At 41.9% G+C, this 16,315-nt stretch carries 13 protein-coding genes; 8 read left to right on the forward strand and 5 right to left on the reverse strand.

The genetic code is table 11. The features are described 5' to 3' along the window. Positions 1-10: 10 nt before the first annotated feature. The 8 genes from DEH07_11885 to DEH07_11920 all read left to right on the forward strand — a co-directional run bounded on the left by DEH07_11885 (position 11) and on the right by DEH07_11920 (position 9,366). Entirely contained in the window at positions 11-1,027 is a 1,017-nt protein-coding gene (locus DEH07_11885; GenBank protein ID HBY05179.1) for a hypothetical protein, read from the forward strand. Then, positions 1,015-1,311, forward strand: coding sequence for a hypothetical protein (locus tag DEH07_11890; protein HBY05180.1), 297 nt, complete (start codon positions 1,015-1,017; stop codon positions 1,309-1,311). The genes DEH07_11885 and DEH07_11890 overlap by 13 nt, the downstream gene beginning before the upstream one ends. Before the next feature lie 178 nt (positions 1,312-1,489). Beyond that, on the forward strand, positions 1,490-4,378 hold the full coding sequence (locus DEH07_11895; GenBank protein HBY05181.1) for a hypothetical protein: 2,889 nt from the start codon (positions 1,490-1,492) through the stop codon (positions 4,376-4,378). Further along, positions 4,342-5,160, forward strand: coding sequence for a hypothetical protein (locus DEH07_11900; protein HBY05182.1), 819 nt, complete (start codon positions 4,342-4,344; stop codon positions 5,158-5,160). Before DEH07_11895 ends, DEH07_11900 begins: the two co-directional genes overlap by 37 nt. Before the next feature lies 1 nt (position 5,161). Then, positions 5,162-6,919, forward strand: a complete 1,758-nt coding sequence (gene asnB / locus DEH07_11905; GenBank protein HBY05183.1) for an asparagine synthase (glutamine-hydrolyzing) — start codon at positions 5,162-5,164, stop codon at positions 6,917-6,919. Further along, on the forward strand, positions 6,798-7,967 hold the full coding sequence (locus DEH07_11910; GenBank protein ID HBY05184.1) for a hypothetical protein: 1,170 nt from the start codon (positions 6,798-6,800) through the stop codon (positions 7,965-7,967). Before asnB ends, DEH07_11910 begins: the two co-directional genes overlap by 122 nt. Before the next feature lie 288 nt (positions 7,968-8,255). Then, the gene (locus DEH07_11915; protein HBY05185.1) at positions 8,256-8,741 is read left to right on the forward strand and encodes an AraC family transcriptional regulator; all 486 of its coding nucleotides are present in this window, start codon (positions 8,256-8,258) and stop codon (positions 8,739-8,741) included. A 94-nt stretch (positions 8,742-8,835) separates the two neighbouring features. Next, positions 8,836-9,366 (forward strand): flavin reductase family protein, encoded by a 531-nt coding sequence (locus tag DEH07_11920; protein HBY05186.1) that lies wholly within the window; start codon positions 8,836-8,838, stop codon positions 9,364-9,366. Positions 9,367-9,561: 195 nt separating this feature from the next. Here DEH07_11920 and DEH07_11925 read toward each other — a convergent pair whose 3' ends face one another. Genes DEH07_11925 through DEH07_11945 form a run of 5 tightly spaced genes read right to left on the reverse strand, consistent with a single transcriptional unit; the run spans position 9,562 to position 16,307 of the window. Next, positions 9,562-10,179: a (2Fe-2S)-binding protein gene (locus DEH07_11925; GenBank protein HBY05187.1), complete on the reverse strand. Its 618-nt coding sequence runs from the start codon at positions 10,177-10,179 to the stop codon at positions 9,562-9,564. Then, a complete protein-coding gene (locus tag DEH07_11930) occupies positions 10,172-12,112 on the reverse strand; it encodes an NADH-quinone oxidoreductase subunit F (protein HBY05188.1) in 1,941 nt (646 codons plus the stop codon). Before DEH07_11930 ends, DEH07_11925 begins: the two co-directional genes overlap by 8 nt. Before the next feature lie 9 nt (positions 12,113-12,121). Next, a complete protein-coding gene (locus DEH07_11935) occupies positions 12,122-12,574 on the reverse strand; it encodes an NAD(P)H-dependent oxidoreductase subunit E (protein ID HBY05189.1) in 453 nt (150 codons plus the stop codon). 51 nt (positions 12,575-12,625) lie between these two features. Further along, complete coding sequence (locus DEH07_11940; protein ID HBY05190.1) at positions 12,626-13,390, reverse strand: methyl-viologen-reducing hydrogenase subunit delta; 765 nt, start codon at positions 13,388-13,390, stop codon at positions 12,626-12,628. Between the two features lie 43 nt (positions 13,391-13,433). Further along, the gene (locus DEH07_11945) at positions 13,434-16,307 is read right to left on the reverse strand and encodes a heterodisulfide reductase (protein ID HBY05191.1); all 2,874 of its coding nucleotides are present in this window, start codon (positions 16,305-16,307) and stop codon (positions 13,434-13,436) included. Positions 16,308-16,315 lie beyond the last annotated feature (8 nt).

A 16,315-nucleotide genomic window follows, 5' to 3' on the forward strand; every position in this document is an offset into this window, starting at 1 on the left:
GCGCAGTTTTTTGGGTACTTTTAACGAGCTACATTTTGAAAATGAATTCTATTTTCAATGGCACATAACAGAAAGGTGCAACCTCAGGTGTAAACACTGTTATCATAATAATTATGACTCTGAAGGCGAATTAAGTTCGGAGGAACTTTTATCGGTTTTAGACATATTAGATAGCACAGCCACCAAGTGGGGCAAGCTCGCTACACTGTCAATAACCGGCGGAGAGCCGCTTCTACGGTTAAATGAAATTAAACAGATAGCAGACAAAATAGTATCAAAAAAACACATTTATTATTTTGACCTCCTTACAAATGGAACCCTATTAGATAAGGACACTCTTTCCTTCCTGTCAAAGTCGAAAAAGTTGCGCAGGGTGCAGCTTTCCCTTGAAGGGCCTAACTCTACAAAAAATGACGACATTCGTGGCCATGGAAACTTCGAAAAAATCCTATCTGCTATAGCATCCCTTAGAGAATATCAAATACCAATCTGTATCATGGTTACACTTACTCGTGACAATTGGGAGGACATTCCAGGAATAGTTAAATTGGCTGTAGATTATGGTGTTAATTATCTTAGCTTTGAAAGATTTATCCCTGAAGGTAAAGGAAAACAAGTCAAAGAAAAAATATTAAGCCGGAATGAGCTGAAATCAGCCAACCAGTTAATTGCCAGATTATCGCAAGAAGAAAATCGTGTAAAATTTTTAACTTACCGTCCTCTTTTTGCTCTTTGCGGCGACGCTTTCGGTGCCATGTGTTCTATTGGTACAAATGCTCTTACCATTATGCATGACGGTACTGTATACCCTTGCCGGCGCTTACCGATACCATTGGGTAACATTCTAAGTGACGGACTGTATAAAATATGGTATGGTTCTGATTTATTATGGGAAATCCGCAATTCCCGCAACCTGAAGGGTAAGTGCAACAATTGCGAATTGCTGCCTGTTTGCCGTGGTTGCCGTGCAGCGGCTTATTATCTAAACGGAGATTACCTTGCGGAGGACCCTCAATGTTGGAAATAAAACCACAGTCAAAGTTCAAACTAAACGAAGATTTTATCTTACACCAAATAGAGGAACTAGATAAATACTGGCTTTTCAATATTGTTAATGGTGACATCTTTAACCTTAATGATGTCTCCATGTTTATTTTACAAAAGATAAGTGAAGGAAATAACTTTGAATCATTGGTTTTTAAACTGCTTCAACAATTTGACGTTGATGAAAACAGGGCACAAAATGATCTTCAAAAAATATTACGGCAGTTATTTCATGAAAAAATTATTAGCCAAATAAAGGAGGATTAACCATGGTTAAAAAGCCCTATAAGGAACCAGTTTTGGAAAAGCAGGAATCTATGCGCATTGCAGAAGAAACTATTGAAAAAGCCACGGGAAAACTTATCTGCAAACAATGCTCATCCTGTCATGGTTGCAGATAATTTCTGATTACTGTTTATTTGTTTTTTGCCTAGGGGGTTGAGAAATGATTATTGATCGTAAAGAACTAACTGATCTAGATTTTGAAACCTTGAATATTATTTATGATATTTTTATTGATGATGAGAATTACCAAAATATAGATGTAAAATGCAATGATCGTGATATTTTAGCTGACTTTAACGAACTAGAAGATACCAACCAACATGGGTTGGTTATTCAAAAACTCCGAAATTATGAAAAGTGTTCATTAAAAATAGATGATAAAGCTATATCTAATCATGCCACTACTTTTTGGAAACATCTTTTTTTAGCTAAGAAAACACGTGCCATTTTACAAAGCATTGGAACCAATGAGGCTTCTAAACTTATAGATGAAATTGCTGAATATTTACTTTCGAAATTACCTGATATATACGAGCAAGATTTTGGCATTATTAAATGCAAAGAAGAACCCCAAGATTTTGGACAGAAAAAATTTCTTATTCTCTTCTATAATGAAATTAGCCAGTGTTGTTCTGGGTATCTGAATACTGGTTATGCTGAGAAATCCTTAAAGTACTATCCTGAAGAAGCCTGTCATTATGAATTACTTGGGTTATATAATAAAGCTCTTGGGTTGTCACATCACGAGAATAAAGAGAGCAGGGAAAATGCATTAAAACATTATGATGAAATAATAAATACTTTTAAAATAAAAAAGGAGGGAGAAAAATATCTTGGGTACGGATATGATTTCGATACAGATTTATGGAAGATGTATGTTTATTTACCAGCAATATATCATAAGGCTGAAGTACTAATTAAACTACAAAGAGGAAAAGAAAGCATAGATATACTCAATACTTTTATAAAGAAATATAAGAATTATAATGTTCCTAGATTTATTTTTTTATCAACCGAGTATAAAATAATAGACAGTATGATACTAAAGGTTCATGCGATGCTTGAAAGCTCTAATTTAAATGTTAATGAAGAAATAAAAAATATAGAAATAATGCTTGAAACACATAAAGAAAATTATGATATCCAGAGGAAATATAATTTCTTAATAGCCAAGCTTAATATTGAGGACACAAGAGAAAATCTAAGTAGTAAAAAAAACGAAGAAATATATAAATTTCTTAAAGAAACTATATATAATAATTTATTTAAAGAAGAAAGAAATGAAGATGAAAGAACACAAGCTTCATTTTATTGGCTAGAAGCATTTCAGTTATACATAAAAGCATCAAAAAATAAAAATCATGAAAAAGGAAAGGATCTATTAGAGGATTTATTAGGTACTTTAATAGATATCTTAAATTATATTTTTGAGAGACTCAAACAAGACCCATGGATTCCAAACAAAGAGAAGATTCTAAAACTAATAGTGGAAATATTCGAAGAAATAAATGATGATGACAGTATTACAAATGATGATTGTCGCCAAAAAATTAAAGATATAGAGATAAGATATTGTCATAGACTTACTCACAAAGAAAACAAACCCTCCAGTTATCAAAAAGTCAAATCAGTTCGAAGGCTATTATTATTAGGCGAGAATAACAAAGAGGCTGAAATGGATTATAATTTTCCCGATAGACTTGAAATAGTTAAGGACTTTGCAAATATTATTATTAATAAGGATTATTATACTCAATGTTTGCGATACAATACTGAAAAATTTGACAAAAATTTAATATATAGTAGCTATTGGCCACAACTCACTGGGCGTTATGCATTTACAGTATTGCGAAAATGGCAGTCTTTTACACCAGCTCTTGGGAGTTACTCAACTAGTAGTAGAGGTGGAGGTTATTTTGTTTACAAAGTAGGTGACAATGGTAATATAGAAGATGGGGTAGTTGTTGATCCCGGTTATGATTTTATCGAAAATTTTATTGAGCATAACTTTTCCATAAAGGATATTACTGCAATTGCCATAACACATTCACACATAGATCATTCTGTTGATTTTCGCGGCCTTATGACACTAATTCATGAGATGAACAAAAGAGGAGTCAGAAAATTATATAAATGGCCTCCCAAAAAAGTAACAGTGATACTAACACCATCGTGTTTCGATCATTTTTTTCAGATAATATCAGACAGCCGCGATTATATCAAGGATGTTATAGTTGTTGATCCTGATAGACACAATCTAGTTGAAACTGAATTATATGAAATTGGAAATGAGAAGATACATTTCTATCTAAGCGCGGTTCCTGCGTATCATAAAGATTTACAAGAAAATGCCAATTGCGTAGGTTTAATACTAAGGGATAATAATGATAACAAAATAATTGGTTTTACAGGTGATACTGTTTGGACTCACAGCCTATACAAGCGATTAAAAGATTGCTCAGTTATCTGTGCTAATATGGGAGCCCTTATTGATGTAAATAAAGGAGACAGTTTTGAAAAAACATTTGATCAGAAAGATAAGGAGCATAAAAAGATCAAAAAGCTTATATATAAGGAGAATCATCTTTATCTCCCAGGAATAATCACTTTATTAGATGAAATCCAAAAAACAAGTAAAACAAAAATAACTGTAGTAGGAGAACTCGGTGAAGAACTAAAATCTGGCTTAAGAAAAGATTTATTTCATAAATTTAATCAGTTTATAGATGAAAGGACTAGTAATCAATATGGAGGCAACTATCCATATAAATGGCAACGTGAAATATTATATCCTTATCCACTTGTTGCAATTGAAGATATTAATCTAACAATTACATGGGAGACACAAAGTGCTGAGCCATATATAAGATGTACACGTTGCAAGAGAATAATTCCACCAGACAAAGTAATGCTTCGCGTAACAAATGACGATCGAAAAAGTGAACAATTATTCTATTATTGTAAAGAATGTCTTGAATTAATAGAGTCATTGGAAAGCGGAGTGGAAAGAGAATGGGAGAAGCGTTATTTACCGCCACATCAAGTCTGACTTCGATGTTAAAGACAGGATTAGACAAAAAAATTGATCCTGAAAGAATAGCTAGGGTAGGAACAGTATTATTAGAAGAAATACCAGTCACTGAGAACACAATTTTTACTAATATAGCTGACTATATAGTAAATAGACAGTCAGTAGATGGCGGATGGGTTGATGTTGAAGAAACGGCCTGGTCAATAGCATATTTACGAAAAATATCTGGAGAATATGAAGGCCCTTTTAATAAAGGGCTTAACTGGTTGGCTGAACAAAGAATATCCGGGGCGGGATGGGGAAGGAATAACCGAGATACGCCAAGGATACCATATACCTCATGGGTTGCCATACTGTGCCCGGAACTTATAGATAAAGAAGTATTAAAATGGTTGGAAAAAACCTGTAATGATGAGATAAAGCTAGAACCAAGACTGACTTATAAAATAGCCCTGCCAATTTTGGCTTTTAGCAAGCATAAATATTCAACTCAAAATCCGGAGTTAGTTAATTCTTTAATTTCTTTTCTTATTTCCTCCCAAAATGACGACGGCGGCTTTGCCCCCTGGCGTGATCATCCGTGCGGCAGTGACCCCTGGTGTACTTCAGTTGCGGCGTTGGGACTGTTGGCACATGCGGATAGGGTCCCAGAAGTTATTTTTGAAAACTCATTGAACTGGTTACTAAAAAACCAGCTCCCTAACGGAATGTGGCCCTATCATTACATTGATGAGGGAACAGCTTTAGCTTATTGGGCGTTAAAAGAAATGCTAATTCATTTCAAGAGAAAAGAACATTAATATGTGTGGTATTTGTGGGGTTTACGGCAGCAACGATCTAAAAAAGATAGAACTGATGACCTCAACCATAGCCAACCGCGGACCAGACGCAAGCTTTGTAAAAATAATTGGGGGCAAACATACACTTGGAAGCGCAAGGCTTCATATTACTGGTCAATTAGATGCTCCTTTTCCTTATTGCCGCGACGAAATTGGGCCTCAAGTACTATTAAACGGCGAAATCTATAATTATCGCTTTTGGCAAAAAAAACTTGAAGACGAAGGTTATACTTTCTTTACTGGTACTGATACCGAAGTCATCTGGGCAATGTACCATAAATACGGGTTGGAATTTGTCAATAAAATAAAAGGAATGTTTGCCATTGCAATTCTTGACGGCGACAGGCTTATTTTGGTTAGAGACAGGTTTGGAATAAAACCGCTCTTTTATTGCCAGAGAGGAAATGAGCTTGCTTTTGCTTCAGAAATAAAAGCATTGTTAAGATGGACCGACCGTCAACCCCATTTAAACGAATCAGCTTTGCAAGAGATTTTAACTTTTGGTTATATTTATTCTTCGGATGAAACGCTTTTTGTTGGAATAAAGCAGGTTACCCCCGGAGAAGTTCTAATTTTTGATGGAAATGAAATTTGTTCCGAAAACTATTCTGTCCCGCCAACCGCTTTTTCTTCTCCGGGCACAAATGAAGACTATTACTTCCATAAAACACTGCTTTCTAATACCTTACCTGCCGCTATGAGGTTGGTTACTGAACATGGCGCTCATGAAGTCGGCGTTTATCTTTCAGGCGGCGTAGATTCATCTTTAATGGCTGTGCTTTGTAAAGAAATACACGGGAAAATTAAAACTTTCCATCTTACGGACAGCCATCATGCACCGGACCTGCCCTGGTCCAGGGATGTTGCAAAGGCAATAAATAGCGATCATTATGAAATACCTGTTACTTTGCAGGATTATCTAGCTGAACTGCCAAAATTCGTCTACCATTATGAAAATATTGTTGCCGGCGGTGTTTTTGACTTGCAGGGTGGTGTGGCTTTTCATCTACTTTGCAAAAAAGCCTCCCAGCATGTCAAGGTTGCCTTAACAGGAGAGGGCGCAGATGAACTCTTCGGCGGATATTATTGGACATACACACACCCGCTTGGTTTCGCCGACCGTTTGCGTATACGCCTGAAAGAAGCTGTAAAGAACGTTCCGAATGATAAACTGGCTATATTGGTGAACCAGCTTTTCCCGCTTCCCGAGGACGAATTACAGTATCGCTTAAATATTTTCAATGCATTATTAAAAAGCGCATTATCAAATTATCATCTCTGGAGTGTCGACCGTTCATCAGGCGCTTTTGGTTTTGAAATCCGACCATTTTATTTGTATGAGGATATAGTAAAACTGGCTGGTGATATGCCGGTAGAATACAAAGCCCCAAAACCCGGCGTCACAAAGCTGCTGTTAAAAGACGCTGCAATGAATTTTTTTGCCCGTTATGGCCTGGAAGCTATTTGTAACAGAAAGAAATTTGGCATGCCTGCTGCGCTTAATCAACTCGACAATCAAGTAAGGATTTTTATTAACAACAATGTTAGCGACGCTTATGTTCAACGTCACTATTACAAACAATACCTGACGAACAAAATTGATATATTTATGTTCGATTTATTTTTTTACTTTTACTTTCATAAAAACGGAAATTTTGAACCGGCTTTCTGCCTGGAGGAAGCCTTGGCAGGTGGTCTATTTGAAAATATGTATAGTTAGTAAATTCCCGCCAATTCAGGGAGGTATAGCTTCTAAAACATATTGGCTTGCCCGTGGTTTGGCTGAGGCAGGCCTGGAAGTTCACGTAGTAACCAATGCCTTGGCTGTTGAAGATGATTATAAGATTGGATCCTGCGGGAAAGATTTTCTTTTACCGGAAGGAATATTCATTCACAATATAGAACAAGAAACACCCTGGCATATCCCGTATTCAAAACTTTTTCAAGAAAAATTGCTTAACAAATTACTGGGTGTATGTAACCAATACAAAATAGATCTTATCGACAGCCATTACCTTATTCCCTATGGAATAGCCGCTTTTTTGGCAGGCACAATTACCGGGATACCGTATATTGTCCGGCATGGAGGCAGTGATTTAGCCAAATTTTGGGACAAAGGACTATTAAACGAGCTGTTGAAAAGAACACTTTCAAACGCATCCGCTATAGTAACTGACAAAACAGACTTGGGCATTCTTAACAACAACTTGGTCAATCTTCCCCGTTATGTCCCGGATGAACGTTACTTTCATCCGGAAGCCAAAGAAGAAAATCAGATTAGCTTTGCATATATCGGCAAAATAAATTATTATTGGCAGCATAAGGGTCTTGACAGAATTCTAAGTTATTGGGACGGATTTTCATTTGATTCAAGCCTGTTTTTCTTAGCCCAAGGGAAAGGCAAAGCTGATTTTTTAGCTCAATATAAGCCGGATAAAGTAAAATTTCTAGATTTTATTCCTCCCTGGAAAATGCCGTCCTTCCTACAAAAGATTGATTTTCTATTTCATTTAGTTAATGATAATCCTATCCCCGATTTTTCTAACATTGTTGTTGAAGCAGTCGCCTGCGGTGCTAAAATTTTAACGGATAATCCATCTGCATTTATTTGTTATGAGGAATATTTTGATGTTAATAAATATGTTTTGTCCGTAGATAATTTTAGTATTAATCACAATATAACTAAGGCTGAACAGCCTTTAAAAATTAAATATGCCACATATATTAAACAAAATATCGAGCTTTACCGGAAAGCCTGCGCGCTATAAAAAATGGTTCCTTGTATCCCTACATATTGATTACCAAAACAGATCTCTTTAGGATTCAGCTGTGGTCAAAGCTACCCACCCTTCTCCGAAACAATTCGGGAGTAATTACTATGATAGATACCAGCCGCTTTAAACAATTCATCAGTAATAATTTATTATTTTCTCTTGATAATTAACAAAGTGAACGTATACACTATGAGAAATTTCCTGATGTTGATATTACTGAATTTAAAATGTTATAATCTGGTTTGAGACAACGTTAAAAAAGTATGAATAGGAGCGGTGGATATGTCTTGGAATATTGAACTAAAAGAACAAAACCTTCAACCGATATTATTTATCAAAGCCAAGACTTCTTTGGAAGGTCTGCAGAAAATAATCGGGGAAAGCTATACGAAAATAATAGCCTATCTGACTGAACTGGGTGAACAGCCGGCATTTGCCCCTTTTACCGCTTATTACAACCTTGACATGCAGAACCTTGAAGTCGAACTTGGGTTCCCTGTTGCCAAACAATTGCCGGGGAAAGAGGAGATTCTCTCCGGGCAGATACCGCCGGGCCGGGTGATTTCCTGTGTGTATAAAGGGTCATACGCAGGCATGGAGAAATTATACACCGAAATGTTCGAATGGATCGCTGAGCACGGCTATGAGTTTCTCGGTGTTTTTTATGAATATTACTTGAACTCGCCGATGGAGGTCCCAGAAAGCGAATTATTAACCCGCATCGACCTGCCCATTAAAACAATCCCTTGCTCCGGCGGCAGTGAATAAAAAGCAGCCGGAAGATATTTGAAAAGGGTTCCTCTGGTTGAAGGAAGTGTTGCCCCTGAAAATAAAGATTGGAAACAAGAACGTACTGTATCCAATGCCTGTGACCGTCGTGGGAGCTATGGTCAACGGCAGGCCGAATTTCATAGCTATTGCGCATGTTGGAATATTAACAAGGCATCAGCCTCATCTTATTTCGTTGAGCATGAGCAAGATGCATTACACCAATGCCGGGATAAAAGAAACAAAGACATTTAGTATAAACCTGATGTCAGTGGAGAATATGGTTCCTGCCGATTATGTGGGTACTTTTTCAGGTAAAGCAGTTGACAAATCTCAAGTATTCGAGGTCTTCTACGGCGAGCTCAAGACGGCTCCAATTATTGCCGGGTGCCCTTTGTCTATGGAGTGCAAGCTTTATGATGTTTACGAACTGCCGCAATTTGATGTTTTCATTGGCGAAATAGTTGAAACATATGCCGATAAAAATGTGCTGACAGACGGAAAAGTCGATCTTTCAAAAGTAAATCCTTTATTATTTGATATGACCGGTATCCAATACTGGTCAATTGGCAAAGCAGCCGGCAAGTGCTGGAATATAGGCAGGCAATATGGTAAATCAGAATAAATTGTATAGTATCAGATAGCCTATACGAAGTCACAGCGTTTTTCGAGCCCTTGAGCCTGAGGTGCTCTATTTTTTTGCCCTTGTCGTCCCAAAAAGCAGCGGCCCGGTATTCCCAGGCCGCTTTATAATCAGTATTATGAATTTGACAACAGAAAAACTATCCGTTATTTGTCCATTTTTTTTAAATCTTGATCCCTATTTCCCCTGCACATTAGCGTCATAATCAAGCGAGGGGAATGACATCGCCCTGGCTAAAACGAAAGCCGCCTGAAGAGCTTCTGTCGGGCAAAGCGGGAAGCATTCCTTGCAATCCCAGCATACCTTGGAAGCTATCTCCGGAATAAAACTGATCTCCCGTTTTGTCCCTCTGTTGATAAAGCCGATGGCGAACTCCTTTTTAATCTCGGCGCAGTACCTGACACAAAGGCCGCAGTGAATGCAGAATGACGGTTCTTTTTCGAAACGGTTCCTGTCCGCCCCGTACTCTTTGGCCAAATCCACCAGTTCAAACGCGTCCGGAGCATGAGCCAGCAGCAGTTCGATGATTGTTTTACGGATCCTGTCTATCTTCTCGGACCTGGTTTTGACGACCAGATTATTCTCTACCGGGTAAACGCAGGAAACAACCAGCCTCCACCAGCCGCGCTGTTCTATTTCTACTACACAGAGACGGCAGGCCCCATAAGGCTCCATCCTCTCGTCATAACACAAGGTGGGAATATGTATCCCGGCGCTTCTTGCCGCTTCCAGGACAGTCATATCTTTTTTGGCCTTTACTTCTTTTCCGTCAATCGTTAAGACTATATCACTCATTTTCCGCTGCCCCCTTTCCTTTGCCCCGGACAATAACTCTTTGCTCTTCAGGGATAGGAGGCGGAACGGGCTCGCCGGAAATCTTCTTCACAGCGCGGAAACGGGGGGGGCAAACCTCAAAGCAGGTTCCGCACTTTGTGCATTTCTCCTGGTCAACTACATGAATCATGTTCTTGCCGCCGATAATGGCGCCTGTCGGGCATTTCCTGGCGCAAACCATACAGGCCTGGCAAAGGGCCGGGTCAATATGAAAGGCAATTAACTCTTTACAGGTCATGGCGGGGCACCGCTTCTCGTAAACGTGCGCCTCATACTCATCCCTGAAGTATTTCAGCGTGCTTAAGAACGGGTTCGGGGCGCTTTTTCCTAAAGCGCAAAGGGCGGCTTCAACGGCTGTTTCAGCCAACTCTTCCAGAAGCTCTATGTCGCCCTCTTTTCCTTTTCCTTTGGTGATGTTGGTGAGGGTCTTGAGCATCTGTCTGATTCCTTCACGGCAGGGAACACACTTACCGCACGATTCATCGGTAAGGAATTCCAGGAAGTACCTGGCGACATCGACCATGCAGGTCTCGTCGTCCATGACGATCATTCCGCCGGAACCCATCATCGAACCGACTTTGGTAAGTTCGTCAAAACCGACTTCCAGATCCAGCATGCTCTCAGGGATACATCCGCCGGACGGCCCTCCGGTCTGAATCGCTTTAAACTTCTTGCCTCCGGGGATTCCTCCGCCGATCTTAAAAACAATATCTCTTAAGGTAACACCCATGGGCACTTCCACAAGGCCGGTATTATTGATTTTGCCGACCAGGGAGAAAATCTTCGTGCCCTTGCTGGTTGCGGTTCCGTATTGAGTAAACCAGTCAGCGCCCTTGTTGATAATCAGCGGCACATTGGCCCAGGTCTCCACATTGTTCAATACGCTGGGTTTTTGCCATAGCCCCTTAATATTGGAACGGACATACTTCGGTCTGGGTTCTCCGGGCCGCCCTTCCAGGGCTGTCATCAAGGCTGTGGACTCGCCGCAGACAAAAGCGCCGGCCCCCATATGGACTTTAACCTTGAAATTAAAGTTCGTGCCAAGGATATTATCCCCTAAAAGGCCATACTCCTCTGCCTGCCTGATGGCAAGATTCACATTTTCTACCGCCAGCGGGTACTCCTGCCGGCAGTAAATATAGCCTTCAGAAGCGCCGACAGCATAGGCCCCGATAGCCAGCCCCTCAAGCACTGAATGAGGGTTCCCTTCAAGAACGGCCCGATCCATAAATGCTCCGGGATCACCTTCATCAGCGTTGACTATTACATACCTGATATCGCTGGGGGCTTTACTGGATCCTTCCCATTTGCTCCCGGTCGGGAAACCAGCGCCTCCCCTTCCTCTCAGTCCCGATTTTTTGACTTCTTCCAAGACGTCCTTTTCGCTCATCTGGAATAAAGACTTGGATAGGGCGGCGTAACCGCCAATGGCAAGGTAGTCTTCGATGCTCTTGAAATCGATTTTAATGTTGTTGCCGAGTATGATTCTCTCCTGATTTTTATAAAAGGGGATATCATACTCATGAACTGCCTTCTCATTTGTTGCCGCGTCGGTAAAGAGCAGGCGTTCGACGACCGTCTTTTCTTTTATGGAACTGACAATTTCGGGAACGTCTCCGGGCTGCACCTGGACATAACATATTTCGTCAGGATAGATGACTAAAATAGGACCTCTTTCACAAAATCCCGGGCAGCCGGTTCCCTTGGTGTCTATTTCGGCCTCCAAGCCCCGTTTGACAATCTCTTCTTTAAAGGCTGCTATTACTTCACTTGCGCCGGAAGCGACACAACCGGCGCCGGCGCATATTGAAATGCAAGGTTTATTTGGATCCCTTGCTGACAATATGGCCGCTCTTACTTCTTCCAATTCAGCGGACGAATTTATACGAGCCATAATTTCACCCTAATCATAATTTTTTAGCGCGTCTGCTATCTTGGCAGGCGCCATTTTGCCGTAGACCTTACCGTCGACTTCCATCACCGGCCCTAATGCGCAGCAACCAAGACAGTTAACGGTTTCCAGACTGAACTTCAAATCCAGGTCTGTTTCGCCGGGGTTAAGTCCGGTTATGTCCTGTACGGTGTCGAGAATACGCGATGCGCCACGGACATGACAGGCAGTACCCAGACAAATGTGAACCCCGTGGCGCCCTTTGGGAACTACGCTGAAAGCTTTGTAGAAGGTAGCTATATGCTGTATCCTGGTTAAAGGAACCTGCAATCTCTCGGCTACTCTGTCCAACGCTTCTTTGGGAAGCCAGTTGTTTGCGCCCTGAATGTCCAGTAGAACTTGAATTAGGGAACTGGCCTCACAATTATGTTTATCAATAATTTGATCTACTTTATCCATATCCATAGCCTGTCTGAATCTCCTTTTTTCCCTTTAATTCTCCGCCTGCTCTTCGCCTTAAGCCAGCGCGTACCGCTTCAGGCCTTCGTCATACCTGACAAACTTTTGCCTTGACGAACTGATCAGGTGCCTTGACACTTCAGACGGGGTCAGGCCTAACGCCTTGGCGATCTCCGGGGTTGTAAGGGGCTGCTGCCGCAGGAGAGCGACGATCTGGCCCACTGCCAATTTATCCGCAATTGTTTCCTTAAATAGCCCTTTAAACTCGTCACTGGCGAAGAATTCATTACATTCTTCTTCTGTCTTGAACGGCCCCCTGAGCCTCTCTCTTTCCACCAGCCTGATGTAGGGTATCAGGTTTGTAACTGCTTCAAGTTTAGCTTTTAAAGCGCTTGCGTCCATTCCTTCTCCTTTGCCAAGAGGCCCCAGTTCCTTTATCTTCTTGACAAATTCATTGACGCCTTCAACATAAACATTCGCTTCGCTGCCGGACATGAACTTGAGCTTTAACCTTTCCGGATTCAGCCCTACATGCTTCAGCAGCGCTCTTGTTATATTCACCATGCTCAGCGCATGGAAGTTACCATGAGTAATGTAGTTACATTCATTCAGATGGCAGCCACCCATAAACACCCCGTCCGCTCCTCTTGAGAAAGCCCGGAGTACAAACGACATGTCGACTCTACCGGAACACATGACGCGAACGAGTCTCATTTCAGATGTGTATTGTAGTCTGGAAACTCCAGCCAAATCAGCGGCGCCGTAGGCTCACCAGTGGCATACAAAGCCTATAAGCTTTGGTTTAAACTTTTCTGTACTCATTCGTTCTCACCTCCTTAATCCCGCCTATTAGTTCAATAATATCTTACAGATTTACAACCTTTGCTTCTTCACCTTCTGCTTCGATCTCTTCCTCAGCCTCGGGAAACAGCGCGTCAATTTCGCTTAAGATCTCTTGATCATTAAAGTGCTTGAGCATAATCGCATTTGTCGCGCACTTTGTGTTGCACAGGCCGTCTCCTTTACACAGGACAGGATTTACTCTTGCCTTCCTGCCTGTCGGCGTCTCATAAAAATCTATGGCGCCGTAAGTACATGCTGTGATACACGCCCCGCACGAAATACACCTGTTCTCGTCCACCTCGCAGACGGACCCGGAAGCGGTGACCGTATCACGTGATAGAAGCGTCAAAGCCCTGCCTGCAGCTCCGTAAGACTGGTTAATCGTTTCCTGGATAAACTTGGGATAGTGAGTTATCCCGCAAAGGTAAACGCCGTCTGTACCGAACTCTACAGGTCTTAATTTGACATGGGCTTCTTTGAAGAAGCCGTCCGGGCTTAAAACCACCTTGAATAACCCGGCTATTTCCTTGGTTGCTTCCGAGGGAAGAACTGCGGCAGCCAGAGCAATTATATCAGCGTCCAGTTCAAGTTTCTTATCTAAAACATAATCTGTCACCGTAACCCTTAAGATGCTCTTGCCGCCTTCTTTGGCCGGTTCAATCTCGGGTGGATCCTGCGGCTCATAGCGGATGAACCTTACATTTTTACTTGCCGCTCCCCTGTAATAGTCCTCTTTAAACCCGTACGTCCTCATATCCCGGAAGAGGATGTATATATCCACATCGGGGTTTTTCTCTTTCAGATTCAAGGCGTTCTTTATCGACTGGCTGCAGCAGATCCTGCTGCAGTAATTTCTGTCTTCATTTCTGCAGCCCACGCACTGGATCATCACAAGACTCTCGGCGTTGACAACCTTTTCGTCTTCCTGGAAGATTTTCTCCTCCAACTCGAGGTTGGTCATTACCCTATCATCTTCCCCGTAAAGGTATTCGGTAGGCGTGTATAAATCAGCGCCTATTGCGATGACGGCTGCGCCGTGTTTTATTTCCGTAAGCCCTCTGCCGGACTGCACCCTGGTTACGAAATTACCCACATAACCAGAAGCCTCCGTGATTGCAGCATTTTCATACACATGGATTAAAGGGTGCTGGTATACTTGCTTGATCAAATCACTCAAATAAGCCTGAACATCCAGCCCCTCCAGGGTGGAATGCAGCCTGCGCGCTATTCCTCCAAGCTGGGCATCCTTTTCCAGAAGGTAAACATCATGCCCCTGATTGGCTATGGACAAAGAGCAGGTCATACCGGCTATGCCTCCGCCGACTACCAGCGCATTTTTATTTACCGGCAGTTCAAATTCCTGCAGGGGCTCTAAGAGACAGGCCCGGGCTACTTTCATCCGGACTATGTCCTTGGCCTTCTGGGTGGCTTCTTCTTTTTCCTTGGCATGGACCCAGGAGTTATGCTCCCGGATATTGGCCATTTCGTAGTAATACTGGTTAATTCCCGCCTCTCGCAGTGTATCCCGGAATAACGGCTCAAGGGTTCTGGGAGAACAGGCGGCGACAACCACACGGTTAAGCCCTTTTTCCTTGGCTATGTCCGTTATTTCCTTGGCGGAATTGGTAGCGCAGGAGAACAGATGCTCCTGGGCGTAAACTACATTAGGCAGGGTTAAGGCATATTCAACCACGGAAGGAACATTGACTATCCTTCCGATGTTGGCTCCGCAGTGGCAAACAAAAACTCCTACCCTCGGCTCTTCCTGGGAAACATTCCGTTCATCCGGATAAATCCTCTCTTTGGACAGGTGTCCCCGTCTGTAGTCAAGGAGTTCACCGACCTGCGAACCTGCCCCGCTGGCGCTAAAGACTGACTCGGGGATATCCAGGGGACCCTGGAAAGCTCCGCTGATAAATATTCCAGGTTGGTCTGTAATCATCGGATTAGTCGGATCGAGCTTGCAAAAACCGTGAGACTCAAGCTCGATGCCGTATTTGCTTGCAATACCCTCTGCATTCTTAGGAGGATTCAAGCCGACCGATAAAACGACCATATCGAATTCTTCCTCTTTAACACCCTCGTCAGTTGTGGAATACCGTATGGTAACATTCTTGGTTACCGGGTCTTCCCTTACTATTGTTGTGTAGCTCCTGATAAACCTCATCTTGGAAAGGGCTGCTGTCCTGTCGTAGAAGCGCTCAAAATCCTTCCCGTAGGAGCGGACATCGTTATGGAAGATCACGCAATCACAATCCGCATCGTGATCTTTTGTGATAATCACCTGTTTTTGAGCATATGTGCAGCATACCGCCGAACAATAGCTGTTGCCGCCGGGCAGAACCTGTCTGGAACCTACGCATTGAATCCAGGCTATTTTATGGGGATGCTTCAAATCGGAAGCACGCAGTATCTCGCCCCCGTATGCCCCGGTAGATGACAACAACCGTTCATAGTCCATGCTGGTTACAACATTGACAAATTCTCCGTAGCGGTATTCCTCTCTCAGCCTGGGATCATACGGTTCAAAACCGGTAGAAAGAATGATCGCTCCTACATTAATCTCTTTCTTCTCAGGCTTCTGACTTAAGTCTATGGCATTGTTCTGGCATACTCCCTCGCATATACGGCATTTGTTCTCTTTAAGGTAAAGACAGTTCTCGTCGATATATGCGACAAGCGGAATTGCCTGGGGGAAGTAAACATGGACGGCCTTATTCTTGGATATATCCTGATTGAATTCATCAGGGTATATAACCGGGCAGTACTCCACGCAGGTAGTACAACCCGTACATTTATCTTCTAAAATATACCTGGGTTTTCTAATTAATGTTGCCTTAAAATCTCCTACTTCCCCTTCTATGCTGTCAACTTCCGTATAGGTTAGAACTTCTATATTTGGAT

Origin of the sequence: Desulfotomaculum sp. (assembly GCA_003513005.1) — a bacterium.
Lineage (GTDB): Bacteria > Bacillota > Desulfotomaculia > Desulfotomaculales > Nap2-2B > 46-80.

Coding starts and splice junctions, on each gene's coding strand:
- DEH07_11920 (HBY05186.1), top strand. CDS start 8,836: ATGCCTGTGACCGTCGTGGGAGCTATGGTCAACGGCAGGCCGAATTTC.
- DEH07_11895 (HBY05181.1), top strand. CDS start 1,490: ATGATTATTGATCGTAAAGAACTAACTGATCTAGATTTTGAAACCTTG.
- asnB (HBY05183.1), top strand. CDS start 5,162: ATGTGTGGTATTTGTGGGGTTTACGGCAGCAACGATCTAAAAAAGATA.
- DEH07_11915 (HBY05185.1), top strand. CDS start 8,256: ATGTCTTGGAATATTGAACTAAAAGAACAAAACCTTCAACCGATATTA.
- DEH07_11930 (HBY05188.1), bottom strand. CDS start 12,112: ATGGCTCGTATAAATTCGTCCGCTGAATTGGAAGAAGTAAGAGCGGCC.
- DEH07_11935 (HBY05189.1), bottom strand. CDS start 12,574: ATGGATATGGATAAAGTAGATCAAATTATTGATAAACATAATTGTGAG.
- DEH07_11900 (HBY05182.1), top strand. CDS start 4,342: ATGGGAGAAGCGTTATTTACCGCCACATCAAGTCTGACTTCGATGTTA.
- DEH07_11890 (HBY05180.1), top strand. CDS start 1,015: ATGTTGGAAATAAAACCACAGTCAAAGTTCAAACTAAACGAAGATTTT.
- DEH07_11925 (HBY05187.1), bottom strand. CDS start 10,179: ATGAGTGATATAGTCTTAACGATTGACGGAAAAGAAGTAAAGGCCAAA.